This window comes from Aeromonas sp. 600527, assembly GCF_049175415.1.
GTDB classification, from domain to species: Bacteria; Pseudomonadota; Gammaproteobacteria; order Enterobacterales; family Aeromonadaceae; genus Aeromonas; species Aeromonas veronii_A.
In genome coordinates this window covers 75,390-98,624 of record NZ_JAAKVA010000010.1, presented here as the reverse complement: position 1 = coordinate 98,624, position 23,235 = coordinate 75,390, and the positions used below count along the sequence as shown (strand labels likewise).

The 23,235-nt window shown below is 58.7% G+C and carries 22 protein-coding genes; 13 read left to right on the top strand and 9 right to left on the bottom strand.

Annotated elements, in window-relative coordinates; translation table 11 throughout:
* The first annotated feature begins 4 nt into the window (after nucleotides 1–4).
* The 11 genes from murD (at nucleotide 5) to mutT (ending at nucleotide 13,723) form a co-directional block, all read left to right on the top strand.
* The gene (gene murD, locus G5154_RS13610; RefSeq protein ID WP_421251077.1) at nucleotides 5–1,288 is read left to right on the top strand and encodes a UDP-N-acetylmuramoyl-L-alanine--D-glutamate ligase; all 1,284 of its coding nucleotides are present in this window, start codon (nucleotides 5–7) and stop codon (nucleotides 1,286–1,288) included.
* Nucleotides 1,285–2,466, top strand: a complete 1,182-nt coding sequence (gene ftsW, locus G5154_RS13605) for a cell division protein FtsW (protein ID WP_005341699.1) — start codon at nucleotides 1,285–1,287, stop codon at nucleotides 2,464–2,466. Before murD ends, ftsW begins: the two co-directional genes overlap by 4 nt.
* Nucleotides 2,466–3,548, top strand: a complete 1,083-nt coding sequence (gene murG, locus G5154_RS13600; protein ID WP_421244520.1) for an undecaprenyldiphospho-muramoylpentapeptide beta-N-acetylglucosaminyltransferase — start codon at nucleotides 2,466–2,468, stop codon at nucleotides 3,546–3,548. The genes ftsW and murG overlap by 1 nt, the downstream gene beginning before the upstream one ends.
* A gap of 111 nt (nucleotides 3,549–3,659) precedes the next feature.
* On the top strand, nucleotides 3,660–5,114 hold the full coding sequence (gene murC / locus G5154_RS13595; RefSeq protein ID WP_421251076.1) for a UDP-N-acetylmuramate--L-alanine ligase: 1,455 nt from the start codon (nucleotides 3,660–3,662) through the stop codon (nucleotides 5,112–5,114).
* A gap of 98 nt (nucleotides 5,115–5,212) precedes the next feature.
* Nucleotides 5,213–5,965 (top strand): cell division protein FtsQ/DivIB, encoded by a 753-nt coding sequence (locus G5154_RS13590; protein ID WP_005341696.1) that lies wholly within the window; start codon nucleotides 5,213–5,215, stop codon nucleotides 5,963–5,965.
* Complete coding sequence (gene ftsA, locus G5154_RS13585; protein ID WP_005341694.1) at nucleotides 5,946–7,205, top strand: cell division protein FtsA; 1,260 nt, start codon at nucleotides 5,946–5,948, stop codon at nucleotides 7,203–7,205. The genes G5154_RS13590 and ftsA overlap by 20 nt, the downstream gene beginning before the upstream one ends.
* Nucleotides 7,206–7,244: 39 nt before the next feature.
* Nucleotides 7,245–8,396: a cell division protein FtsZ gene (gene ftsZ / locus G5154_RS13580; protein ID WP_005341691.1), complete on the top strand. Its 1,152-nt coding sequence runs from the start codon at nucleotides 7,245–7,247 to the stop codon at nucleotides 8,394–8,396.
* Between the two features lie 99 nt (nucleotides 8,397–8,495).
* Entirely contained in the window at nucleotides 8,496–9,419 is a 924-nt protein-coding gene (gene lpxC / locus G5154_RS13575) for a UDP-3-O-acyl-N-acetylglucosamine deacetylase (RefSeq protein WP_005336146.1), read from the top strand.
* A 236-nt stretch (nucleotides 9,420–9,655) separates the two neighbouring features.
* Nucleotides 9,656–10,465: a peptidoglycan DD-metalloendopeptidase family protein gene (locus G5154_RS13570; protein ID WP_367949402.1), complete on the top strand. Its 810-nt coding sequence runs from the start codon at nucleotides 9,656–9,658 to the stop codon at nucleotides 10,463–10,465.
* 58 nt (nucleotides 10,466–10,523) lie between these two features.
* Nucleotides 10,524–13,244: a preprotein translocase subunit SecA gene (gene secA / locus G5154_RS13565; RefSeq protein ID WP_421251075.1), complete on the top strand. Its 2,721-nt coding sequence runs from the start codon at nucleotides 10,524–10,526 to the stop codon at nucleotides 13,242–13,244.
* 74 nt (nucleotides 13,245–13,318) lie between these two features.
* The gene (gene mutT, locus G5154_RS13560; RefSeq protein WP_421251074.1) at nucleotides 13,319–13,723 is read left to right on the top strand and encodes an 8-oxo-dGTP diphosphatase MutT; all 405 of its coding nucleotides are present in this window, start codon (nucleotides 13,319–13,321) and stop codon (nucleotides 13,721–13,723) included.
* Nucleotides 13,724–13,801: 78 nt separating this feature from the next.
* Here the strand turns inward: mutT and yacG are convergent, their stop codons facing one another.
* The 9 genes from yacG to G5154_RS13515 form a co-directional block, all read right to left on the bottom strand.
* Nucleotides 13,802–13,996 (bottom strand): DNA gyrase inhibitor YacG, encoded by a 195-nt coding sequence (yacG, locus tag G5154_RS13555; protein ID WP_005336142.1) that lies wholly within the window; start codon nucleotides 13,994–13,996, stop codon nucleotides 13,802–13,804.
* Between the two features lie 9 nt (nucleotides 13,997–14,005).
* Nucleotides 14,006–14,728 (bottom strand): cell division protein ZapD, encoded by a 723-nt coding sequence (zapD, locus tag G5154_RS13550; protein ID WP_005336141.1) that lies wholly within the window; start codon nucleotides 14,726–14,728, stop codon nucleotides 14,006–14,008.
* Between the two features lie 37 nt (nucleotides 14,729–14,765).
* Nucleotides 14,766–15,380 (bottom strand): dephospho-CoA kinase, encoded by a 615-nt coding sequence (coaE, locus tag G5154_RS13545; protein ID WP_421212466.1) that lies wholly within the window; start codon nucleotides 15,378–15,380, stop codon nucleotides 14,766–14,768.
* A gap of 13 nt (nucleotides 15,381–15,393) precedes the next feature.
* Nucleotides 15,394–16,266, bottom strand: a complete 873-nt coding sequence (locus G5154_RS13540) for a prepilin peptidase (protein ID WP_421251073.1) — start codon at nucleotides 16,264–16,266, stop codon at nucleotides 15,394–15,396.
* Between the two features lie 61 nt (nucleotides 16,267–16,327).
* Nucleotides 16,328–17,569, bottom strand: a complete 1,242-nt coding sequence (locus G5154_RS13535) for a type II secretion system F family protein (RefSeq protein ID WP_421251072.1) — start codon at nucleotides 17,567–17,569, stop codon at nucleotides 16,328–16,330.
* A 129-nt stretch (nucleotides 17,570–17,698) separates the two neighbouring features.
* Entirely contained in the window at nucleotides 17,699–19,405 is a 1,707-nt protein-coding gene (gene tapB, locus G5154_RS13530) for a PilB family type IVa pilus assembly ATPase TapB (RefSeq protein WP_216979990.1), read from the bottom strand.
* A gap of 3 nt (nucleotides 19,406–19,408) precedes the next feature.
* Nucleotides 19,409–19,825, bottom strand: a complete 417-nt coding sequence (locus tag G5154_RS13525; RefSeq protein ID WP_421251071.1) for a pilin — start codon at nucleotides 19,823–19,825, stop codon at nucleotides 19,409–19,411.
* 314 nt (nucleotides 19,826–20,139) lie between these two features.
* Nucleotides 20,140–21,003, bottom strand: coding sequence for a carboxylating nicotinate-nucleotide diphosphorylase (nadC, locus tag G5154_RS13520; RefSeq protein WP_421251070.1), 864 nt, complete (start codon nucleotides 21,001–21,003; stop codon nucleotides 20,140–20,142).
* A gap of 3 nt (nucleotides 21,004–21,006) precedes the next feature.
* Nucleotides 21,007–21,477: a retropepsin-like aspartic protease family protein gene (locus G5154_RS13515; protein WP_005336129.1), complete on the bottom strand. Its 471-nt coding sequence runs from the start codon at nucleotides 21,475–21,477 to the stop codon at nucleotides 21,007–21,009.
* 130 nt (nucleotides 21,478–21,607) lie between these two features.
* Here G5154_RS13515 and ampD point away from each other — a divergent pair, with 130 nt between their 5' ends.
* Together ampD and pdhR are read left to right on the top strand one after the other, a co-directional pair.
* Nucleotides 21,608–22,183 (top strand): 1,6-anhydro-N-acetylmuramyl-L-alanine amidase AmpD, encoded by a 576-nt coding sequence (gene ampD / locus G5154_RS13510; RefSeq protein WP_216979993.1) that lies wholly within the window; start codon nucleotides 21,608–21,610, stop codon nucleotides 22,181–22,183.
* A gap of 278 nt (nucleotides 22,184–22,461) precedes the next feature.
* Entirely contained in the window at nucleotides 22,462–23,226 is a 765-nt protein-coding gene (gene pdhR / locus G5154_RS13505) for a pyruvate dehydrogenase complex transcriptional repressor PdhR (protein ID WP_005341670.1), read from the top strand.
* Nucleotides 23,227–23,235: the final 9 nt, after the last annotated feature.

Below are 23,235 nucleotides of genomic sequence, written 5' to 3'. Positions count from 1 at the left end.
GGCTATGGTCATCGTTATCGGACTCGGCAAAACCGGACTCTCCTGCGTCGACTACTTCCTCGGCCGTGGTGTCACCCCGCTGGTGATGGACACTCGCGCCAACCCGCCCGGCAAGGATCAACTGCCTGCCGAGGTGGAACTCATTCACGGGCTGGATGGTGAGCGACTCAAACAGGCGCACATGATTGTAGCGAGTCCGGGCATTGCCCTGGCTACCCCTGAATTGAAAGCGGCTGCCGAGTGTGGTGTACAGATAGTCGGCGATATAGAGTTGTTCGTTCGCGAGACTGAGACACCGGTCATCGCCATCACAGGTTCCAATGGCAAGAGCACAGTCACTACTCTGGTGGGTGAGATGATTGCCGAAGCCGGGCTCAAGGTGGGCGTGGGCGGCAATATCGGCACGCCTGCGCTGGAGCTGCTCAAGCAGCCGATGGATCTCTGCGTACTGGAGCTCTCCAGCTTCCAGCTGGAGACCACTCACAGCCTGTGTGCTGCCGCCTCTGTGGTGCTGAACCTCTCTGAAGATCACATGGATCGCTATCAGGGTATGGCCGACTACCGTGCCGCCAAGATGGAGATCCATCAGCACTCCAAACACATTCTGGTCAATCGCGACGATCCCCAGACTTTGCCCGATGTGGGTCAGGTGTGGCAGAGCTTTGGTCTTGACTGCAATGGCTATGGCCGCTGCCTGCTGGATGGCCGCTACTGGTTGACCCTGCACGGCGAGCCGCTGCTGGCGGTGGACGAGATGAAGATCGTCGGCGCACACAATCAGGCCAACGCGCTGGCCGCCATGGCGCTGTGCGATGCGGTCGGCATTCCCCGCGCTGCCCAGCTCACCGTGCTGCGCCGCTTTGAAGGCTTGCCCCACCGTGCCCGTTTCGTGCGCGAAGTGAACGGGGTGCGCTGGATCAACGACTCCAAAGCCACCAACGTGGGAGCTACGCTAGCTGCCGTTGCCGGTGTCCGTGAATCGGTCAAGGGGCGCCTGTTGCTGCTGGCCGGTGGTCAGGGCAAGGGGCAGGACTTTGGCCCGATCCAGGCGCTGCTGGGCAACCAGATCGATCACATGTACTGCTTCGGTCAGGATGCCGAGGTGCTGCTGGCGCTGGGCGAGCAGACCGAACGGGTGGCCGACCTGGCCGCTGCGGTTGCCAAAGCGGCGGCCGATGCCAAGCCCGGTGACTGGGTGCTGCTGGCGCCAGCCTGTGCCAGCCTGGATCAGTTCAAGTCGTTCGAGGTGCGTGGCGATCGCTTTACCGAGATGGTGATGGCGCTATGAATGCCCTTCGCGCAGCCGCAGGTCTGTTCCAGCGCTGGCTATTGCCGGCGCGCCCTGCCGGCCTCTATGACCGGCAGTTGGTGTTGCTGGCGCTCTCCCTGATGGCGGTCGGGGTGGTGATCGTGGCATCAGCTTCGATCCCGGAGGGGATCTCCCTGGGGGATGATCCCTTCATGTTTGTGAAGCGTCACGCAATGTTTCTGGTGATGGCGCTCGGTATCTCCTGGTTTGTGTTGCAGGTGCCGATGGCGCGCTGGCAGGAGTACAACGGACCCATGCTGTTGCTGGCCATTCTGCTGCTGGTGCTGGTGCTGGTGGTCGGGCGCAATGTCAACGGTGCGGTGCGTTGGCTGCCACTGGGCCCCTTCAACCTGCAGCCGGCCGAGTTTGGCAAGCTGGCGCTATTCGTCTATCTGGCCGGTTATCTGGTGCGGCGTCAGAACGAGGTGCGTGAAGCCTGGCTTGGCTTCCTGAAACCCCTGGCGGTATTCGGGGTGCTGGCGATCTTGCTGCTGTTGCAACCGGATCTGGGGTCGACCGTGGTGATGTTCGTCACCTCGTTCGGCATGCTGTTTCTGGCTGGCGCCAAACTGTGGCAGTTCATGATCCTCATCGGTGGCGGTCTTGGCGGGGTGATCATGCTGATCATCGTCGAGCCCTACCGGATGCGTCGGGTGACCTCTTTTATGGATCCCTGGGCCGATCCGTTTGGCAGTGGCTACCAGTTGACCCAATCGCTGATGGCGTTTGGCCGTGGCAGCTGGTTTGGCGAGGGGCTCGGCAACTCCATCCAGAAGATGGAGTACCTGCCGGAAGCGCATACCGACTTTGTGTTTGCGATCCTCGGCGAAGAGCTGGGTTACGTTGGGGTACTGGGCGCCCTGTGTCTCATCTTTGCGTTGGCGATCAAGGCGTTGAAGCTGGGGCATCGCGCCCTGCAAGCCGACCGCCTTTATGATGGCTATCTGGCTATCGGTATCGGCATCTGGTTCAGTTTCCAGACTTTCGTCAACGTCGGCGCGGCCAGCGGCATGATGCCGACCAAGGGCTTGACCCTGCCGCTGGTCAGTTACGGTGGCTCGAGTCTCATCATCATGACAGTGGCGGTGAGCATGTTGATTCGAATCGATTTTGAGTTGCGTCAGGCGACTGCCCAGGCGCGGGTGCGGGAGGTTTAGTGAGCAAGACGCTGTTGGTGATGGCAGGTGGTACCGGGGGGCATGTCTTTCCCGGTCTGGCCGTGGCTGATCGACTGAGGGAGCAGGGCTGGACTGTCCACTGGCTGGGGACGGCGGACCGGATGGAGGCGGAGCTGGTGCCCGCCCATGGTTATCCCATCTCCTTTATCGATATTCAGGGGGTGCGTGGCAACGGCATCAAGCGACTGCTGATGGCGCCCTATCGTATCGTCAAATCCATCTTGCAGGCGCGTCAGGTGCTCAAGACCGTTCGCCCTGATGTAGTGCTCGGTATGGGGGGCTTTGCCTCCGGTCCAGGGGGCGTGGCTGCCTGGTTCTCTGGTATCCCGTTGCTGCTCCATGAGCAGAATGCTGCTGCAGGCATGACTAACAAGCTGCTGGCGCGTATTGCCAAGCGGGTGCTGATGGCATTTCCGGGCGCCTTCGCGCCGAGCCGCCGCACCGCTGTGGTCGGCAATCCGGTGCGTCCCGAAGTGGTTGCCCTGCCGGATCCGCAGCTGCGCAGCGAAGCCGAGCCGCTGCATCTGCTGATCGTTGGTGGTAGCCTGGGTGCCCGCGTGCTCAACCAGCAGGTACCCGCTGCAGTTGCTGCGGCTGGTGTGCCTATCGAGGTGCGTCACCAGTGTGGCAAGGGCAATGCCGAGACAGTATCTGCTGCCTATGCCCAGCACGGTATCAATGCCGAGGTGAGTGAATTTATCAAGGATATGGCTGGCGCCTACGCCTGGGCAGATCTGGTGGTCTGCCGGGCGGGAGCACTGACGGTATCCGAGGTGGCCGCCGCCGGGGTAGCAGCCATTTTCGTGCCGCTCCCCCATGCGGTGGATGATCACCAGACCCGTAACGCCTTGACCCTGGTCGACGGCGGTGCGGCCGAGTTCCTGCCCCAGTCCGAGCTGAACACAACCTCACTCGCGGCACGCCTGACCTGGCTGGCTGGTCGCCGGGAGACCCTGTTTAACATGGCGAAAGCGGCTCGTCGCGTTGCCATCACAGATGCGGCCGAGCGGGTTGCAGATGAGTGCAAACAGCTCGCCAGTGGGCAGAGTGGTAAAGATTGATGAGCAAGGTTGCAGCGGTGACACCGTGCAGCCTTGTACCTGTATGTATTGATGCCGCCGTGCAGCCGCGCTTTGACGGCACATTGCCTGCGGCAGACTAAAGAGACGATTATGACCAAGGTTGAACTGGCAAAACTGCGTACTGTGATCCCCGAAATGCGCCGCGTGCGTCGCATCCACTTTATCGGCATCGGTGGTGCTGGTATGGGCGGAATCGCCGAAGTGCTTGCCAACGAAGGGTATCAGGTGACAGGTTCTGACTTGGGTCGCAATGCAGTGACCGAACGGTTGGCAGGACTGGGCGCCCACATTTTTGTCGGTCATAGTGCCGTGCACGTCGAGGGCGCCAGCGTGGTGGTGGTCTCCACCGCCATCAAACAGGACAACCCGGAGCTGCTGGCTGCCCGCGAGCTACGTATCCCGGTGGTGCGTCGCGCCGAGATGTTGGCTGAGTTGATGCGTTTCCGTCACGGCATCGCCATTGCCGGCACCCACGGCAAGACCACCACCACCAGTCTGGTGGCGAGCATCTATGCCGAAGCCGACCGCGATCCGACCTTCGTTATCGGTGGCTTGCTCAACAGTGCCGGCACCAATGCCCGTCTGGGCAGCAGCCGCTATCTGATTGCCGAAGCAGACGAAAGTGACGCCTCCTTCCTGCATCTGCAACCGATGGTCTCTATCGTGACCAATATCGAAGCGGATCACATGGACACCTACGGCGGTGATTTCTCCAAGCTGAAGGCCACATTCATCGAGTTTCTGCACAACCTGCCTTTCTACGGGCTGGCGGTAGTCTGCATCGATGATCCGGTGATCCGTGGTATGTTGCCGGAGATTGCTCGTCCGACCTTGACTTATGGTCTCTCTGACGACGCTGATGTGCAGGTATTGGATTTTGTCCAGACCACCAACCACAGCAGCTTCCGGGTGCGTCGCAAAGAGGCGGGCGAACTGCAGGTTACCCTCAACTTGCCGGGGATCCACAATGCCTTGAACGCTGCCGCGGCGATAGCTGTCGCGACTGAAGACGGGGTTAGCGACGAGGCCATCATCCGTGCGCTGGCCAAGTTTGAAGGGGTTGGCCGTCGCTTCCAGCAGTATGGCGAGTTCGAAACCGGGCGCGGCAAGGTCATGCTGGTGGATGATTACGGTCACCACCCGAGCGAAGTGAAGGTCACCATCAACGCTGCTCGTGCCGGTTGGCCCGAGAAGCGTCTGGTAATGGTGTTCCAGCCGCACCGTTATACCCGCACCCGAGACCTCTACGAGGACTTCGCAGATGTGCTCTCCAAGGTAGATGTACTGGTGATGCTGGAGGTTTATGCTGCCGGTGAGGATCCGATCCCGGGGGCTGATGGACGGGCTCTGTGCCGCTCCATTCGCTCGCGTGGCAACCTGGAACCCATCTTCGTCGCCACGCCAGATGACGTACCTGTCGTGCTGGCCGACTTGATTGGTGAGGGGGATTTGGTGCTGACTCAGGGGGCGGGGAACGTTGGGGCACTTGCCCGTCGTCTCGGCGAAATGAAATTGCGCATAGATAGCATGAAATCTGGTGCCTGAGGGCCCAATGAGTATTTTGACCGCCAAGCCGGGGCCTATATAATGGCGAACCGGTCTGTCAAAAGGCCGGTTTAGCGCGTTACACGGGGATCGAGCGGGTGGAGGCAAGGGCACAGGGGCGCACCAAGGGCGGCTTCATCGTAGGCGTGATGTTTTTCCTGCTGGTGATATGGGGCTGCTACCGGACTGCGCTGGATGTTAAAGGTTGGCTGACAGATGCCAACCGGTTGCCCATGAGCGAGCTGTTGCTGCAGGGGCAACACCAGTATCTGGAAACCGAAGAGCTGCGACTGGCCGTGCTGGATGGTGCCGAGTCACGCAACTTCTTCGAGTTGGATGTCAACGAATTGCAGGCACGGCTTAATGCCTTGCCATGGGTAGCCTCGGTATCGGTACGCAAGAAGTGGCCGAACAAGATCAAGGTTTACCTGACGGAACAGGATGTGGCGGCGCGCTGGAATGGCAACCGCTTCGTCAACACCAAGGGCAAGGTGTTCAGTGCGCCGGATCGGGTCAAGACATCGCTGTTGCAGTTGTCTGGGCCGGATGACCAGGCCGCCATGGTGTTGAAAGAGAGTCGGCAGTACGAAGCGCAGCTGGCGGCCAAGGGATACAAGTTGTTGGGGGTGAATCTGACCCCCCGCCATGCCTGGGAACTGACCCTGGATGGCAATATCAAGCTGTTTCTGGGGCGTAACGACATAGCGCTCAGGTTGCAGCGGTTTATCGATGCCTTCCCGGTTATCGAACCCCGTTCGCAGGTTGCGTATGTGGATCTTCGATACGATACCGGTGTGGCAGTTGGCTGGAAGAAGAGCGAAGAGAAAGTGCATGACCAACACCGCAGATAGGAATTTGATTGTCGGACTGGATATCGGCACAACCAAGGTGGCGGTTCTGGTCGGGGAAGTATTGCCGGACGGTGAACTGAACGTCATCGGTATGGGCAGTCACGCCTCCCGCGGGATGGAGAAGGGAGGGGTCAACGACCTCGATTCCGTGGTCAAGTCACTGCGCCGTGCGGTGGAAGAGGCCGAGATGATGGCGGATTGCCAGATCAGCTCGGTTTATCTGGGGTTGTCCGGCAAGCATATCGACTGCCGCAACGAGACCGGCATGGTGCCCATCTCCGATGAGGAGGTGACCCAGGAGGATGTGGACAACGTGATCCACACCGCCAAGTCGGTTCGCCTCTCCGACGAGCTGCGTGTGCTGCACGTGCTGCCCCAGGAGTTTGCCATCGACTATCAGGAAGGGATCAAGAATCCGGTCGGCCTCTCCGGCGTGCGGATGGCGGCCAAGGTGCATCTCATCACCTGCCATAACGACATGGCTCGCAACATCGAGAAGTGTGTCGAGAAGGTAGGGCTGCGGGTCGATCAACTGATCTTCTCCGCGCTGGCATCCAGCTACGCAGTGTTGACTGAAGACGAGAAAGAGCTGGGGGTCTGCGTGGTGGACATCGGTGGCGGCACTATGGACATGTCGCTGTTTACCGGCGGCGCACTGCGCCACACCAAGGTGATCCCGTACGCTGGCAGCACTGTAACCAGCGACATCGCCTACGCCTTCGGTACGCCGCCGCTCGACGCAGAAGCGATCAAGGTGCGCTACGGCTGTGCCCTCGGTCGTCTGGTCAGCAAGGAAGACAATATTGAAGTGCCCAGTGTCGGCGGCCGTCCGGCGCGCAGCCTGCAGCGGCAGACACTGGCTGAAGTGATTGAGCCCCGTTACACCGAGTTGCTCTCCATGGTGAATGATGAGCTGGTGCGGGTACAAAGCGAGTTGAAAGCGCAGGGTGTCAAGCATCAGCTGGCAGCCGGTGTGGTCTTGACCGGCGGCGCTGCCCAGATTGAAGGCATTGTGGAGTGTGCAGAGCAGATCTTCCAGTGTCAGGTCAGGGTAGGGGAGCCCATGAATATTCGTGGTCTGAGTGATTACGTGCAGGCACCGGTGTACTCGACCGCAGTCGGGTTGCTGCAGTATGGCCGTACCCATCAGGCAACAGGTAGCAACAAAGAATATGCCGCCAAGGCAAGCGTCGGTGGCCTGGTCAAACGGGTCAGCAACTGGCTGCGTGGCGAGTTCTAAGAATTTTGCTGAGTCAGGCAAATAAAGCGGAGAGACAACATGTTTGAATTTATGGATAGCCACACTGACGAAGCCGTCATTAAAGTGATCGGTGTAGGTGGCGGCGGCGGCAACGCTGTCGAACACATGGTTCGTCAAAACATCGAAGGTGTCGAGTTCATCACCGTCAACACCGACGCCCAGGCACTGCGTAACTCCAGTGCCAACACCACCCTGCAGATCGGTAGTGGTATTACCAAGGGTCTGGGGGCGGGTGCCAATCCCGAAGTGGGTCGTGATGCGGCCATGGAAGATCGCGAAGCACTGCGTGAGCTGCTGACCGGTTCCGACATGGTGTTTATCGCCGCTGGTATGGGGGGGGGTACCGGTACCGGTGCTGCGCCGATCGTGGCCGAAGTGGCGCGCGAGATGGGCATCCTGACCGTTGCTGTAGTGACCAAGCCGTTCTCCTTCGAAGGGAAGAAGCGGATGGGCTTCGCCGCGCACGGTATCGAAGAGCTCTCCAAAAATGTTGACTCCCTGATCACCATCCCCAACGACAAGTTGCTGAAGGTGCTGGGTCGCGGTATCTCCCTGCTGGACGCCTTCAAGGCTGCCAACGATGTACTGCTTGGTGCGGTACAGGGCATTGCCGAGCTGATCACCCGTCCGGGCTTGATCAACGTCGACTTCGCGGACGTACGTACCGTGATGCGCGAAATGGGTACCGCCATGATGGGTACCGGTTCTGCCTCCGGTGATGACCGTGCCGAAGAAGCGGCCGAGAAAGCCATCTCCAGCCCGCTGCTGGAAGATGTGGATCTGGCCGGTGCCCGCGGCATCCTGGTCAACATCACTGCTGGCATGGACATGACCATTGAAGAGTTCGAAACCGTGGGTAACGCGGTCAAGGCCTTCGCTTCCGAGAACGCCACTGTGGTAGTGGGTACCGTAATCGATCCGGAAATGCACGACGAACTGCGTGTGACCGTGGTTGCGACCGGTATCGGTGCCGAGCGCAAGCCGGACATCACGCTAGTCAAGAGCAGCCAGGTGCAAGAGCGCCCGGTGCGTCAGCCGCTGGTCAGTGACATGATGCAAGGCCGCGTGATGGACGAAGCGCCGGCCAAGGTGGTCAACGCCGAGCCGCAAGCCCGTCGTGAACCGGATTATCTGGATATTCCGGCGTTCCTGCGCAAGCAGGCAGACTAAGCCTCTGATGAGGCTTGTTTGTCTGTTGCTTAAGGAATGTGCTAAGATGGCCTGCCAACGACCATCTGGTCAGGATTTTAAGCTGTTTAGGGTACACCCATGATTAGACAAAGAACCTTGAAAACGAGTGTACAGGCGACTGGTGTCGGCCTGCATTCGGGCCGGAAAGTCACCATGACATTCCGTCCGGCACCTGTGAACACAGGGATCGTTTACTTGCGTACCGATCTGAATCCTGTGGTGGAGCTGCCAGCCAATGCCGATCAGGTGCGCGATACCGTGCTCTGTACCGCTCTGGTCAACGAAGCCGGTGTCCGGGTCTCTACCATTGAGCACCTCTCCGCCGCGCTGGCTGGGATGGGGATCGACAACCTCTATGTCGAGGTTGACGCGCCCGAGATCCCGGTGATGGATGGCAGTGCGCATCCCTTTATCTACCTGCTGCAGGAAGTCGGGATCCGTGAGCAAAATGCGGCCAAGCAGTTTGTGCGGATCAAGAAGAGCATCCGGGTTGAAGACGGCGACAAGTGGGCGGAATTCCACCCCTATCGCAACGGCTTCAAAATGGATCTCGAGATCGACTTCCAGCATCCGGTCTTTGAAGGGCGCAATCAGCGTTGCGTACTGGACTTCTCCGGTGCTTCCTTCGTGAAAGAGATCAGCCGTGCCCGTACCTTCGGGTTCATGCGTGATATCGAGTACCTGCGTTCCCAGAACCTGGCGCTGGGCGGAAGCCTGGAAAACGCCGTGGTACTGGATGACTATCGGGTGCTGAACGAAGACGGTTTGCGTTATGAGGACGAGTTCGTCAAGCACAAGATGCTGGACGCGATCGGTGACCTCTATATGTGTAACCGCAGCATCATCGGTGAGTTCCGTGCCTACAAGACCGGACATGCCCTGAACAACAAACTGCTGCGTGCCTTGCTGGCCGAGCAGGAGGCTTGGGAACTGGTGACCTTCGAGGGTGAGGGCGACAAAGCGCCTATCGCTTACTACGATAACGGTCTGGTTCTGGCCTGATAGCTATGCAACGGAACGTCGGTCCTCTCTCCGCACCGACGTTCCGTCATTTGTTTACTCCATCCTTTAATACCGATTATCTCCCGGTTTTATTTCCCGTGCAGGCTCTTGGCCGCACCTGACCGAGCAGACTGATTTCTATGAGCATTACCCTGATCCTCCACGGCAAGCAGCGACGCAAGTTGCACCTGCCCAAACAACGTCTGGCCTGGGTCGGCGGTATTCTCCTCTCCCTGTTGGCACTTGGTGGTGGTTGGCTTTGGCAGAGTTGGCACCAGAAAATGGAGGCGCTGGAAGTAGCGCTTGCCGTTGCCGAGCAACAGTCCGTCGACCAGAGTGGCGACGAAGCCCGTGAACAGTTGGCAATGTTGGCTGCTCAGGTGGGCACCATGCAAGGCCAGCTTGGCCGTCTCAATGCCCTCGGCGAACGATTGACCGAGCAGGCCGATCTCGACCCCGACGAGTTCAATTTCAAAGAGCTGCCCCCCATGGGCGGACCTTCTTATGATGAAGATCTGGAAGTGAGCCTCAACGAGCTGCAAGCCTCGATGAAACACCTCAGCCAGCAGCTCAGCAGCCGTGAAGAGCAGCTGTCGGTACTTGAATCTTTCATCATGAATCACCATATCACCGATGCCGGTTTTATTTCCGGCACGCCAGTCAAACAAGAGCGAGTTTGGGTCTCGTCCGGGTTTGGTGGACGGGTCGATCCGTTCAACGGGCGTGCCAAGATGCACAAAGGGGTCGATTTCCGTGGCAAACCCGGAACCCCGATTCTGGCCACCGGGCCTGGCATTGTCAGCTGGGCGGGCCGTCATCCGGAATTTGGCAATATGGTGGAGATTAATCACGGCAATGGCCTTGTCACCCGCTATGCCCACAACTCCAGGTTGCTGGTCGAGGTGGGCACCATGGTTGATCAGGGTCAGAAGATTGCCTTGATGGGACGTACCGGTCGTGCGACCGGTGTCCATTTGCATTACGAAGTGTTGAAAGACGGTCGTCAGGTCAACCCCGCACGCTTTCTCAGTGCCAGCCGGGGTTAGGTTTTTTTCTTCAGTTCCAGTGACGGAACGCTTTTATAACCAGAAATAGTTGGTACCCATGATTAGCACACTGCTTACCAAGATTATCGGCAGCCGGAACGACAGAACGCTCAAGGCTTTGCGCAAAATTGTAAAACAGATCAATGCCATGGAGCCGCAGTTCGAGGCTCTCTCCGATTCCGAGTTGCAGGCCAAAACGGCTGAATACCGTCAGCGTATCGAGCAGGGCGAGACTCTGGAGCAGTTGCTGCCGGAAGCGTTCGCGACTGTGCGTGAAGCCTCCAAGCGGGTGTTCGGCATGCGTCACTTCGACGTACAGCTGATCGGCGGTATGGTGCTGAACTCCAACCGCATTGCAGAAATGAAGACAGGTGAAGGTAAGACCCTGACCGCGACCCTGCCGGCCTACCTGAATGCCCTGAGCGGTCGTGGCGTGCACGTGGTGACCGTGAACGACTACTTGGCCAAGCGTGATGCGGAAGCTAACCGTCCGCTGTTTGCTTTCCTCGGCATGACCGTTGCGTGCAACGTGCCCGGCATGGATGCGTCCCAGAAGCGTGACGCCTACGCTGCCGATATCACCTACGGTACCAACAACGAATTCGGTTTCGACTACCTGCGTGACAACATGGCGTTCTCGCCGGAGCAGCGCGTACAGCGCCCGCTTAACTACGCGCTGGTGGACGAGGTTGACTCGGTGCTTATCGATGAAGCCCGTACTCCGCTCATCATCTCCGGCCCGGCCGAAGACAGCTCAGAGCTCTATATTCGCGTCAACAAGCTGATCCCGCTGCTGGTCAAGCAGGACAAGGAAGACACCGAAGAGTACACCGGTGACGGTCACTACACGGTGGACGAGAAGAACCGTCAGGCCCTGCTGACCGAAAACGGCCAGATCTTCGTGGAAGAGCTGCTCAAGAAAGAGGGGCTGCTGGACGAGAACGACTCCCTGTTCTCCGCCTCAAACATCAGCCTGCTGCACCACGTCAACGCCGGTCTGCGTGCTCATACCCTGTTCGAGCGCAATGTGGACTACATCGTCCAGAAGGACGAGATCGTCATCGTCGATGAGCACACCGGTCGTACCATGCCGGGTCGTCGCTGGTCCGATGGTCTGCATCAGGCCGTTGAAGCAAAGGAAGGGGTGAAGATCCAGAACGAGAACCAGACGCTGGCATCTATCACCTTCCAGAACTACTTCCGTCTCTACAACAAGCTGGCGGGGATGACCGGCACTGCAGATACCGAAGCCTTTGAATTCCAACAGATTTATGGCCTGGATACCGTGGTTATCCCGACCAACAAGCCGATGGTGCGCAAGGACATGGGCGATCTGGTCTACCTGACCGCCAATGAGAAGTATGCTGCCATCGTCAAGGATATTCGCGAGTGTGTGGAGCGCGGCCAGCCGGTGCTGGTGGGTACCGTCTCCATCGAAAACTCAGAGCTGCTCTCCGGCATCCTGACCAAGGAGAAGATCCCGCATCAGGTACTGAACGCCAAGTTCCACGCCATGGAGGCGGAGATCGTTGCCCAAGCAGGCCAGACTGGTGCTGTCACCATCGCCACCAACATGGCCGGTCGTGGTACCGATATCGTGTTGGGCGGCAACTGGCAGGCAGAGATCGCCAAGCTGGAGAACCCGACCGAGGAGCAGATTGCCGAGCTGAAAGCGGCCTGGCAGGTGCGCCACGATGCCGTGCTGGTCGCCGGTGGTCTGCACATTATCGGTACCGAGCGTCACGAATCCCGTCGTATCGACAACCAGCTGCGCGGCCGTTCCGGTCGTCAGGGTGACCCGGGTTCCTCCCGCTTTTACCTCTCCATGGAAGATACCCTGATGCGGATCTTCGCCTCTGATCGCGTCACCGGCATGATGAAGAAGCTGGGCATGGAAGAGGGCGAAGCCATCGAACACCCCTGGGTCACCAAGGCGATCGAAAATGCCCAGCGCAAGGTGGAAGGTCGCAACTTCGACATCCGCAAGAGCTTGCTGGAGTTTGATGACGTTGCCAACGACCAGCGCAAGGTGGTCTACGAGCAGCGTAACGAGCTGCTGGATACCAACGACATCTCCGAGACCATCCACGTTATCCGTGATGATGTCTACGGCAGCGTGATCGATGAGTATATCCCGCCCCAGTCTCTGGAAGAGATGTGGGATGTACCGGGTCTGGAAGCGCGCCTGAAGGCCGATTTCGCGCTGGATCTGCCGTTGCAGCAGTGGCTGGCGGAAGATGACAAGCTTTACGAAGAGAAGCTGCGCGAGCGCATTCTGGACGAAGCCACCAAGCTCTATGCCCACAAGGAGGAGCTGGTTGGCAAAGAGGTGCTGCGCAACTTCGAGAAGGCGGTGATGCTGCAAACTCTGGATGGTTTGTGGAAAGAGCATCTGGCTGCCATGGATCACCTGCGTCAGGGCATCCATCTGCGCGGCTACGCCCAGAAGAACCCCAAGCAGGAGTACAAGCGTGAATCCTTCGATCTGTTTACCCAGATGCTGGAAACCCTCAAGCGCGACGTGGTCAGCATTCTGAGCCGTGTTCAGGTGCAGGAGCGTGATGTGGAAGCGATGGAAGAGCAGCAGCGCCAGCAGGCGGAAGCCGCTCCCCGTACCTACACCCACGCCGCTGCCGAGAACCAGCTGGCCGATGAACAGACCGCAGGCGAAGAGGGCCACACCACTTTCGTACGCGACGAGCAGAAGGTTGGCCGCAACGATCCCTGCCCGTGCGGCTCCGGCAAGAAGTACAAGCATTGCCACGGTCAGTTGACCTGATCGACGCTATGCCATAACAGGCGGGCCAAGTGCCCGCCTTGTTATTGGTGGCAACAAGCGAACAGAGGTAATTGATGGAACAGAAAAAACGGATCTGGGTGGCGGTTGGCGTCATCGAGAATGAACGGGGCGATATCTTCATCGCCAAACGCTCCTCCGATCGCCATCAGGGTGATCGCTGGGAGTTTCCCGGTGGCAAGGTAGAGTCCGGTGAGGATCTGCTCACCGCACTGGATCGGGAGCTGTGGGAAGAGATCGGCATCCGGGTGCAGGATTGTGCCCCTTTTATGGAGCTGCAGCACGACTACCCCGAGAAGCAGGTGTTGCTGGATATCTGGAAGGTGACCCGTTTCAGCGGCGATCCGTTCGGCAAGGAGGGGCAGGAGTGTCTATGGGTGCCGGTGGCTGAGCTGCACAACTACCACTTTCCCGATGCCAACGGTCCGATTGTCGCGCGGCTTCAAGGCCTGCTGGCGTGAGCCGGTAGTCATCAACAAGTATGAAAAAGGGCCAATTGGCCCTTTTTCTTCATTTTACAGAGGCGAGTGGCCGCAGGCTTATAGCCACTGGTCACCCTCTTCCGGCTCCGGCAGCAGGTCCGGGTTGATTTCGCCGGGAATGCGCTTCTCTTCATCGGCCCATTCGCCGAGATCGATCAGCTGGCAGCGCTTGCTGCAGAAGGGGCGGAACGGACTCTGCGGGCCCCACTCCACTTCGCTCTGGCAGGTTGGACACTTTACCTTGGTGACCATAAGCCCTCCTTAGCAGCAGGCGAGCTGGAACGGCACGTCGCCAATCGGCTGTTCTGCGGTGGGCAGAAAGCGCAGGGCGAAGCGGTTCTTGTGGCCGCTCAGGGTCGGGTAGCAGAACAGATTGCCCGGCAGCTTGATGCGGATCAGCTCGGCGCTCTCGGCGGTGTCCTGGAAGAAACCGTTGCTCGCAACCTGCTCACTGAAGCTGCCTGATTCGCGCCACAGGCGCAGCAGCAGTGTGATGGCATTCATCAGCAGGTTGATATCGCTCAGCCAGCCCTGCATCTGCTGGTGACGGGTGATGGCCGGGGTTCCGAGCCAGTGGTGCAGCTGCGGCACATCGAAGGCACACAGGCCACCCGGGATGGAGAAACGCTGGCGGATGGAGCCGAGCAGACGATCCTCTTTCAGGCGGGCACCCGGGCGTGGTGAATTGAGCAGGTTGCGGGAGAGCTGGCTGCTCTCTTGCTGCATCAGTTTGATCTGCTCCAGATCGACGTCGGGCAGGCTGGCCCAGTGGCTCAGACGCTGGCCGAGACGCTCCAGATCCTTGATGAGGTCGGCGCGCAGGTCACCACGCTCCAGCAACTCCTGCAGATCGAACAGCCCCTTGAAGAAGGCGATATGTGCCCAGGATTGTTCACTCTCCAGATTGTCGCGGATCTGGGAAAATAGGGACTCCAGACGCAGGTAGGTCCGGCTTTTTTCATTGAGGGGGAAATCGTAAATCATGCCTAATCCTGGCCAGCCATAAACCGGCCTAGTGTACTCACACTTGGCGGGCTTGTTGAGAGGCAATTGCCAGATATGTCTCGTGCAGTGCCAAAATCCGCGTTTTAATCGCCATTTCGCTGTCATTGTGGTTTTCGATGACATCATCCGCCACAGCTAGCCGTTCTGTCCGGCTCGCCTGAGCAGCGATGATGGCTTTGGCCTGCTCGGTGCTGACGCCATCCCGACGGCAGGTTCGCTCAATCTGGGTGGCTTCGTCCACATCGATCACCAGCACCCGGTCGGCGAGGCCGGTGAGTTTGTTCTCCACCAGCAGCGGCACCACCAGCAGGCAGTAAGGTGAGCGGGCAGCAGCACATTGGCGCTGCATCTCGCTGCGAATGAGTGGATGGAGCAAGGCGTTGAGCCAGGTCTTGGCTTGCGGGTCGCTGAAGACCCGTTCGCGCAGGGTGCGGCGGTCGAGTTGACCGCTCGGCTCAATCACATCCGGGCCAAAATGGTCGGCGATGGCGGCAAGAGCCTGGGTGCCCGGCTCAACGACCTCGCGGGCGATCACATCGGCATCCACCACCTCGATACCCAGCTCGGCAAACTGATTGGCGATGGTGGTCTTGCCGCTGCCGATACCACCAGTGATAGCAACTACATACATGGGAGCCTCTTGCTCAAAGCAGGGTAGAGAGATACCAGTTGGTGATGGTATCGCCCCACAGCAGGGCAATCCAGCCCGCGATGGCGAGGTAGGGGCCAAAGGGGATGGGCTTACTCTGATGGTGTTTGTGCAAAGCGATCAGACTGATGCCGATCACGGCGCCGACCAGGGATGAGAGCAGCAGAATTATGGGCAGCGCCTGCCAGCCGAGCCAGGCGCCCAGCGCCGCCAGCAGCTTGAAGTCGCCATATCCCATCCCCTCCTTGCCGGTGAGCAGCTTGAAAGCCCAGTAGAGGCTCCAGAGCACCAGATAGCCCGCCATGGCGCCAATCACTGCATCAGCCAAGGGGACGAAGCCACCTGCCAGATTGAACAGCAGCCCGCTCCACAGCAGGGGCAGGGTGAGCTGGTCTGGCAACAACATCTTGTCGAGATCGATAAAGGTGAGGGCGACCAGTACCCAGGTCAGCAGCAGGGCGGCCAGCGTGCCCCAGCCTGGTGTAATCACCATGGCAACAGCAACCGAGAGCAGGGCGGTCAGCAGCTCCACCAGCGGATAGCGGGCCGAGATGGGGGCCTGACAGCCGCGGCAACGCCCCTTGAGCCAGAGCCAGCTCAACAGCGGGATGTTTTCCAGCGCAGTGATGGCGTGGCCACAGTGAGGGCATGCGGAGCGGGGGACCATCAGGTTGTAGCGCTCTGGCGCAGTGGCCTCCTCATCGGGGGAAAAGTAGCCGCGATACTCGGCCTGCCACTCCCGCTCCAGCATGATGGGCAAGCGGTGGATCACCACGTTGAGGAAACTGCCGATCATCAGGGAAAAGATAAAAACCAGCGAGAAATAGAGCCAAGGCAAGCCGTGAGCCAGCTCGAGAAGAAGTGTCATAACCAACCGTCAGTTATTAAATGAGGGGAAGGGCATGGTTGTGGCGCCATGCCCTGATGAATCAGCCCACCACGTCGCCAAGCTTGAAGATGGGCAAGTACATGGCAATAACCATGCCGCCGACCAGCACCCCCAGCACCACCATGATGAGGGGTTCCAACAAGCTGGTGAGGCCATCGACCAGGTCGTCCACCTCCTGCTCGAAGATGGTGGCAACCTTGGAGAGCATATCATCGATGGCGCCGGACTCCTCGCCGATCATCACCATCTGGATCACCATGTCGGGAAAGAGATCGACGGTGCGCATCGCCACGTTGATCTGCATACCTGCCACTACCTCGTTGCGAATGGCCATTACTGCGGTGCGATAGACATAGTTGCCTGAAGCGCCGGCCGCCGAGATGAGTGCATCGACCAGTGGAATGCCGGCCGAGAAGGTGGTTGAGAGTGTACGGGCAAAGCGAGCCATGGCCGCCTTGTGCAGGATCATCCCGACCACCGGGATGGTAAGTACAAACTTGTCGGTATTGTCCTTTACCTTCTGGGAGGCGCGCCAGGCGCGTACATAGAGGAAGATGGCGAGTGCAGCTCCGCCAAAGAAGACATACCACCAGTTCTGCATAAAGCGTGAGATGCCGATGACAAACTGGGTGAACACCGGCAGCTCGGCGCCGAAGCTCTTGAAGATATCCTCGAACTGGGGGATGACGAACAGCAGCAGGATGGAAGTCACCACGATGGCCACCAGAATAACCATGGTGGGATAGAACATTGCCTTCTTGATCTTCGACTTGAGCGCTTCCGACTTTTCCCGATAGGTGGCGATACGGTCGTAGATGGTCTCCAGCGCACCGGATTGTTCTCCTGCTTCCACCAGATCGCAGTAGAGATCGTCAAAATGGCGGGGGTGGCGGCGCAACGCCTCCGACATGGGGGTGCCGGTTTCGACATCTGCGGCAATCTCCCCCATCAGTTCGCGCATGGCAGCTTTCTCGTGGCTGCGGGCGATGATCTGCAGACTCTGTACCAGTGGTACGCCGGCGGAGAGCATGGTAGTGATCTGGCGGGAAACGATGGCGATATCCATCGGCTTGATCTTGGCGCCACCCTTGGAGAAGAGCCCTTGGGATTTTTTGGCCACCTTGGTGACGTTGACCCCCTGCTTGCGCAGCTCCGCCTTGACGGTATTGATGCTGTCAGCCTGCAGCTCGCCAGAGACCTTCTGCCCCTTGCGATTAACCCCGTGCCAGCGGTAGGCGAAGACTTTTTTGGGGGTATTGTTCTTTTTCGTTAGGGTTGCCATCTTTGCATCCTGCAATTGGGCGGATGGTCAGGGAATCCCTGAACCATCTGACCTGATAAATATCCTCAAACGGCTTGGCACCATCTGGTCGTTTGCTGGTAAATCATCTTGCTCGCATCTTGGCGAGGTTTAATTGGTGGTGACCCGGTTGACCTCTGCCAGGCTGGTGACACCGAGGCGTGCCTTCTCCAGTCCCGAAGTGCGCAGGGTGCGCATCCCCTCCTTCTGCGCGATAGCGGCAATTTGCAGGGAGTTTGCCCCCTGCATGATCAATTTGGCGATGTTCTCCGACATCAACATGATTTCGTAGATGCCGACCCGCCCCTTGTAGCCGCCGGAACACTCCTTGCACCCCACAGGTTTGAACAGCCGCAAGCCGGCTGCCAGCTGCTGCGGGGTAAAACCCAGCTCCAGCAGCTCTGCTTCCGGCACCACCTCCGGCGCCTTGCAGTGGTCGCACAGTTTACGTGCCAGCCGTTGGGCCATGATCAGGGTGACCGAAGAGGCGATATTGAAGGCGGGCACTCCCATATTCATCATCCGGGTCAGGGTTTCGGCTGCCGAGTTGGTGTGCAGGGTTGAGAGCACCAGGTGGCCAGTTTGCGCAGCCTTGATGGCGATCTCGGCGGTTTCGAGATCCCGTATCTCCCCCACCATCACCACATCCGGGTCTTGCCGCAAGAAGGAGCGTAGGGCGCTGGCGAAGGTGAGCCCCGCCTTGGGATTGACCTGCACCTGGTTGACGCCCGGCAGGTTGATCTCAACCGGGTCTTCGGCGGTGGAGATGTTTACCTCGGTAGTGTTGAGAATATTGAGGCCGGTATAGAGCGAGACCGTCTTGCCCGAACCGGTGGGGCCGGTCACCAGGATCATCCCCTGTGGTTTCGAGAGAGCACGCAGGTACTGCGCCTTCTGGCGGTCGTCGAAGCCGAGCTGCTCGATATTGAGGCGGGCCGCCGAGGAGTCGAGCAGACGGATAACGATCTTCTCCCCCCACATGGTGGGCAGGGTATTAACCCGCATATCCATCGACTTGTTGCGCGACAGCTTCAATTTGATGCGGCCATCCTGCGGCAGCCGCCGCTCGGCGATATCGAGCCGCGCCATCACCTTGAGGCGGGCAGAGAAGCGGTTGGCCAGATTGACCGGCGGAGTGGCGATTTCGTGCAGAATGCCATCGATGCGAAAGCGCACCCGATACTTGAACTCGTAAGGCTCGAAGTGCAGGTCGGAGGCGCCGCGCTTGATGGCATCCATCAGGATCTTGTTGATGTACTTGACGATGGGGGCGTCGTCATCGGCGGTATTGACGCTCTCGTCCAGTCGACTGTTCTCGTCGGAGACTTCGAGATCCGAAATCTCGGCTTCGTCGATATCCTCCATGCCGAGGGCGTCGTTTTCGCTCTCCAGCAGCTTGCCGATGGCGGCGGTGAGCTTGTTCTCCTCCACCAGCAGCGCCTCGGTATGGAGCCCGAAGCTGAAGCCGAAGTCCTCCAGTGCCGAGACATTGGTCGGATCCGACATGGCGATATAGAGGGTGTGGCCCTGGGTGTAGATGGGCAGCACGTGGTGTTTCTCAATCAGCTTCTGATTGAGGTACTTCTGCGGGATCTCGGCCAAATCGAAGGCGGCAAGATCCAGCAGAGGTACCCCATACTCCAGCTCGCAAAAATCGGCGAGCGCCTTGCTGTCGAGGATGTCGTTTTCTATCAGAAAGGTGACAAAGGGTTTGCGCTGGGCCTTCGCCTGGCTCAGATAGCGCTGGGACTCCTCCTCACTAATAAGCGAAGAGGCGGCCAGGCTTAACGCCAGGCCGCTATTAGGGCTAGAGGTCATGCGTTAGCAGAGGTCTGCTGGTGTACAGGCTTTAGTCCACGTTACTTGGTTAGCGCTGGTTACAGTACCCGTCATTGTATAAGTGCCTGGTGCAGCGCTTGTACCAGTAGCGGTAATAACCGGAGCTGCAGCGGTGGCGGCTGTAGCTGAAACACTCTGAACAATAGCTGTATTAAATGCGCCAGAGGTTGCTGCTGCTACCGCATCAAGGCATGTAGTTGCATCCCCCGAGGTTTGGATACATACCTCAAAGGCCGTTTTTGCCGGGCCAGTAGCCGCAACTACTTCAGTGAATTTAGCCTTTTTGGTATAGCTTTGATACGCTGGCAGCGCTACCGCCGCCAGAATGGCCACGATCGCGACCACGATCATCAATTCAATAAGGGTAAAGCCTGATTGTTTCTTCATTTTACTGTTCATGAAAAATATCCTTTTATCCTTGGTTCCTGGGAAGTGCCGGTGGAAAATCATCTGCACGTCAGTATCTTATCCGAGCTGTCAGGGGTGGCAACAGAGATTGTCTATTTTGTTAATCACACTTCTTTCATTTAGCAAAAACTTGATGCGTGTCATAAAAGAAGTGGCCTCCTATGACTCTTTATATTTCCGGAATCGGGTCCGTCTTAACACTCCTTTGCCGAGGGATCCTGCATAAAGAAAAGGCGCCCATGGCGCCTTTTGCAAGTTGTTTGTCCGGTTAGGCCGAGTATTTGCTCAGGTCCCGGTAATTTGGCTCACTGCTGGATAAAACGCATGGAGAGATCGAGTGCCCGCACATGCTTGGTGAGCGCCCCGACCGAGATAAAGTCGACGCCGGTGGCAGCGAACTCGGCCAGGGTGTCCAGCGTCACATTACCGGAAACTTCCAGCTTGGCGCGCCCCTGATTGATGGCGACCGCCTCCCGCATCATGGTCACATCAAAGTTATCGAGCATCACGATATCGGCATTGGCCGCCAGCGCCTGCTCCAGTTCTGCCAGTGATTCCACTTCCACCTCCACCGGTTTGCCCGGATTGAGCCGACGAGCCTCGCTAATTGCCTCGGCGATGCCGCCACAGGCGAGGATATGGTTCTCTTTGATGAGATAGGCGTCGTAGAGGCCGATGCGGTGGTTTTTGCCGCCGCCACAGGTGACCGCATACTTCTGGGCGGTGCGTAGCCCAGGAATGGTCTTGCGGGTGTCGAGCAGGCGGCAGTCGGTGCCCTCCAGTTCAGCCACATAGCGAGCGGTGAGGGTGGCGACGCCTGAGAGGGTCTGGACAAAGTTCAGCGCATTGCGCTCGCCGGTCAGCAGCCGGCGGGCAGGGCCGTGGAGGCGGAACAGCTCCTGATTGGGGGAGAGCACTTCCCCATCCTGCACCTTCCACTCCACCTTCACGTCGCCGCCGAGTTGTACGAACACTTCATCCACCCAGGGCTGGCCGCAGAACACACCGGCCTCACGGGTGATGACCCGGGCGCTGGCCATCCGGTCGGCCGGGATCAGCTGGGCGGTGATATCGGCACTGGCGTCCGGTTGGTCCAGCGTGGTGAGGGCATCGCCCAGATCTTCGAGTAGTGCGGCGCGCACGGCGCGGCTGACATCCTGTTGAAACATGCCTTATTCCTGCAAGGGTCTGAGCAGCAGTTGCCGCTCCTTTTGAACCAGCTCCAGCCGACCGAGGGCGTTCATGCCAACCAGCACTTCGTCACCGTCTGCCGCCGGATTGATAAAGATGGCCAGATCGTACAAGGTCAATGGCCCCATCGCCAGCGTTTCGATGGTGCCGTTGCCGACCCGGATCTGCCCCGCAGCGGTATTGACCTGGCTGCTGCCATAAGCTGTCAGGCCGAGGCGCTCGGCAACCTGTTGCGGGATGGTGATGCGTGTAGCGCCGGTATCGAGCAGCAGTTGCACCGGTTGGCCGTTGATGGCACCCTCCAGACGATAGTGGCCACTCTGGTCGGCCCGCAGCAACAGCTCGCCGCTGGCGGTGACGCTCGGTTGGTTGCGGGAGTGAAAATAGAGGGTCAGCAGGCCCATCAAAGAGAGCCAGGCCAGTAACCACATCCAGCGTGCCGTGTGCTGCATACCCCATCCATATCGAGCGGAAGATGACTCAGCCTAACATACCATTTCCCGTTGATTCAGTGAGTTGGTGTCGGGTTGCCTATCAGGTATCTTCGTTTTTTCGCCATTTAGCAGCCAACTCGAGTAGCCGATGACTCAACTCCCTTCGCAACCTTGTTTCTCTATCGATGCTGCTGGCTGGTGCCAGCAGGCGCGCCGGGTGCCTTCTCCTCACCACAACGAGCGGGCCGTGCCGGACGATATCTCCCTGCTGGTGGTGCATGGCATCAGCCTGCCGCCGGGGGAGTTTGGTGGCCCCTTTATCGACGATCTTTTTATGGGGCGGCTCGACCCCGATGCCCACCCCTATTTTGCCGGTATCCATCAGTTGCGGGTTTCGGCCCATTGCTTGATCCGCCGTGATGGCGAGTTGGTGCAGTATGTGCCGTTTGGCGCACGCGCCTGGCATGCTGGTATCTCGAGCTGGCAGGGGAGAGAGGCATGCAATGACTTCTCCATCGGCATCGAGCTGGAAGGGACCGACGAGACCCCCTACACCGAGGCTCAATATCGGGCACTGGTAGGGCTCACTCGAGCCATTTCAGAACGCTATCCGGCGATTACCCGCGAAAAAATTGTCGGTCATTGCGACATAGCGCCAGGGCGCAAGACGGATCCCGGTGCCAGTTTTCAGTGGGATTACTACTGGCAACTACTAAACAGCTAAAGTAAATATTCAAATTTAGTTTGGATTTTAAAATCAATGGCTTGCCGATCTGGCAGGCCATTTTTTCCTCTGGTTGCACATATGTTATTTGTGAGCGTGGTCAAGAATATTGGTCAGACCATTTTCTATGAGCTAAATCATGTTTCCTCTGCTTTACCCCTTAAGTGGTGGGGGTGATTCTTGACTCAGATCATCTTTTGAGTGGACTTTTCAAAAGGCCTCTGCTAATTTTCGCCCCATCCATGAAATTGGTAATACCAATTTAACAAAGTAGCCTCATGCCCTATCGCAAGATTACGCAACCCAAGTTGGCCGACTCCATTGTCGCCGAGCTGGAACAGATGATTCTGGAAGGCAGCCTGCAGCCGGGGCAGAAATTGCCTCCCGAGCGGGAACTCGCCATCCAGTTTCAGGTATCGCGCCCCTCCCTGCGCGAAGCCATCCAGCGGCTGGAAGCGCGCGGGTTGCTTTATCGCCGTCAGGGCGGCGGCACTTATGTGCAGAATGCCCTGAGCAAGGGGATGGCCGATCCTCTGTTCGAACTGCTCAGTACTCACCCGGAAGCCCGGTATGACCTGCTGGAGTTTCGCCACGCGCTGGAGGGCATCTGTGCCTACTACGCCGCCTTGCGGGGAACCGGGTCTGATTTCGAGCGCATTCGTCAGGTACAAATCACCATCGAAGAGGCGGGCCAGTCGGGCTCGCTGGTGGCCGAATCGGCAGCCGTCACCCAGTTTTATCTGGCGGTGGCCGAGGCGTCCCACAACGTGGTGCTGCTGCACCTGCTGCGGGCCATGAGCCCCATGCTCGAGCAGAACATTCTGCAGAATAACGAGATTTTGAATCGCCGCCCGGGAGTGGTAGCCAAGATACGTCGCCATCGCGCGAATCTGATCGAGGCTATTCTTTCGGGGGCTCCGGAGCGGGCCAGAACAGCTTGTCATGAGCATCTGGCCTTTATCGAGGACACCTTGTTGGATATGCAGAGGGAAGACAGCCGGATCCAGCGATCCATGCGTCGGATCCGTCAGCAGGAAAACTAATCCCACAAG

Coding starts and splice junctions, on each gene's coding strand:
- ftsA (WP_005341694.1), top strand. CDS start 5,946: ATGACCAACACCGCAGATAGGAATTTGATTGTCGGACTGGATATCGGC.
- G5154_RS13515 (WP_005336129.1), bottom strand. CDS start 21,477: ATGCAGCACACGGCACGCTGGATGTGGTTACTGGCCTGGCTCTCTTTG.
- ftsW (WP_005341699.1), top strand. CDS start 1,285: ATGAATGCCCTTCGCGCAGCCGCAGGTCTGTTCCAGCGCTGGCTATTG.
- coaE (WP_421212466.1), bottom strand. CDS start 15,380: ATGTATGTAGTTGCTATCACTGGTGGTATCGGCAGCGGCAAGACCACC.
- G5154_RS13540 (WP_421251073.1), bottom strand. CDS start 16,266: ATGACACTTCTTCTCGAGCTGGCTCACGGCTTGCCTTGGCTCTATTTC.
- lpxC (WP_005336146.1), top strand. CDS start 8,496: ATGATTAGACAAAGAACCTTGAAAACGAGTGTACAGGCGACTGGTGTC.
- murD (WP_421251077.1), top strand. CDS start 5: ATGGTCATCGTTATCGGACTCGGCAAAACCGGACTCTCCTGCGTCGAC.
- pdhR (WP_005341670.1), top strand. CDS start 22,462: ATGCCCTATCGCAAGATTACGCAACCCAAGTTGGCCGACTCCATTGTC.
- G5154_RS13525 (WP_421251071.1), bottom strand. CDS start 19,825: ATGAACAGTAAAATGAAGAAACAATCAGGCTTTACCCTTATTGAATTG.
- tapB (WP_216979990.1), bottom strand. CDS start 19,405: ATGACCTCTAGCCCTAATAGCGGCCTGGCGTTAAGCCTGGCCGCCTCT.
- ftsZ (WP_005341691.1), top strand. CDS start 7,245: ATGTTTGAATTTATGGATAGCCACACTGACGAAGCCGTCATTAAAGTG.
- mutT (WP_421251074.1), top strand. CDS start 13,319: ATGGAACAGAAAAAACGGATCTGGGTGGCGGTTGGCGTCATCGAGAAT.
- ampD (WP_216979993.1), top strand. CDS start 21,608: ATGACTCAACTCCCTTCGCAACCTTGTTTCTCTATCGATGCTGCTGGC.
- secA (WP_421251075.1), top strand. CDS start 10,524: ATGATTAGCACACTGCTTACCAAGATTATCGGCAGCCGGAACGACAGA.
- zapD (WP_005336141.1), bottom strand. CDS start 14,728: ATGATTTACGATTTCCCCCTCAATGAAAAAAGCCGGACCTACCTGCGT.
- nadC (WP_421251070.1), bottom strand. CDS start 21,003: ATGTTTCAACAGGATGTCAGCCGCGCCGTGCGCGCCGCACTACTCGAA.
- G5154_RS13535 (WP_421251072.1), bottom strand. CDS start 17,569: ATGGCAACCCTAACGAAAAAGAACAATACCCCCAAAAAAGTCTTCGCC.
- murC (WP_421251076.1), top strand. CDS start 3,660: ATGACCAAGGTTGAACTGGCAAAACTGCGTACTGTGATCCCCGAAATG.
- yacG (WP_005336142.1), bottom strand. CDS start 13,996: ATGGTCACCAAGGTAAAGTGTCCAACCTGCCAGAGCGAAGTGGAGTGG.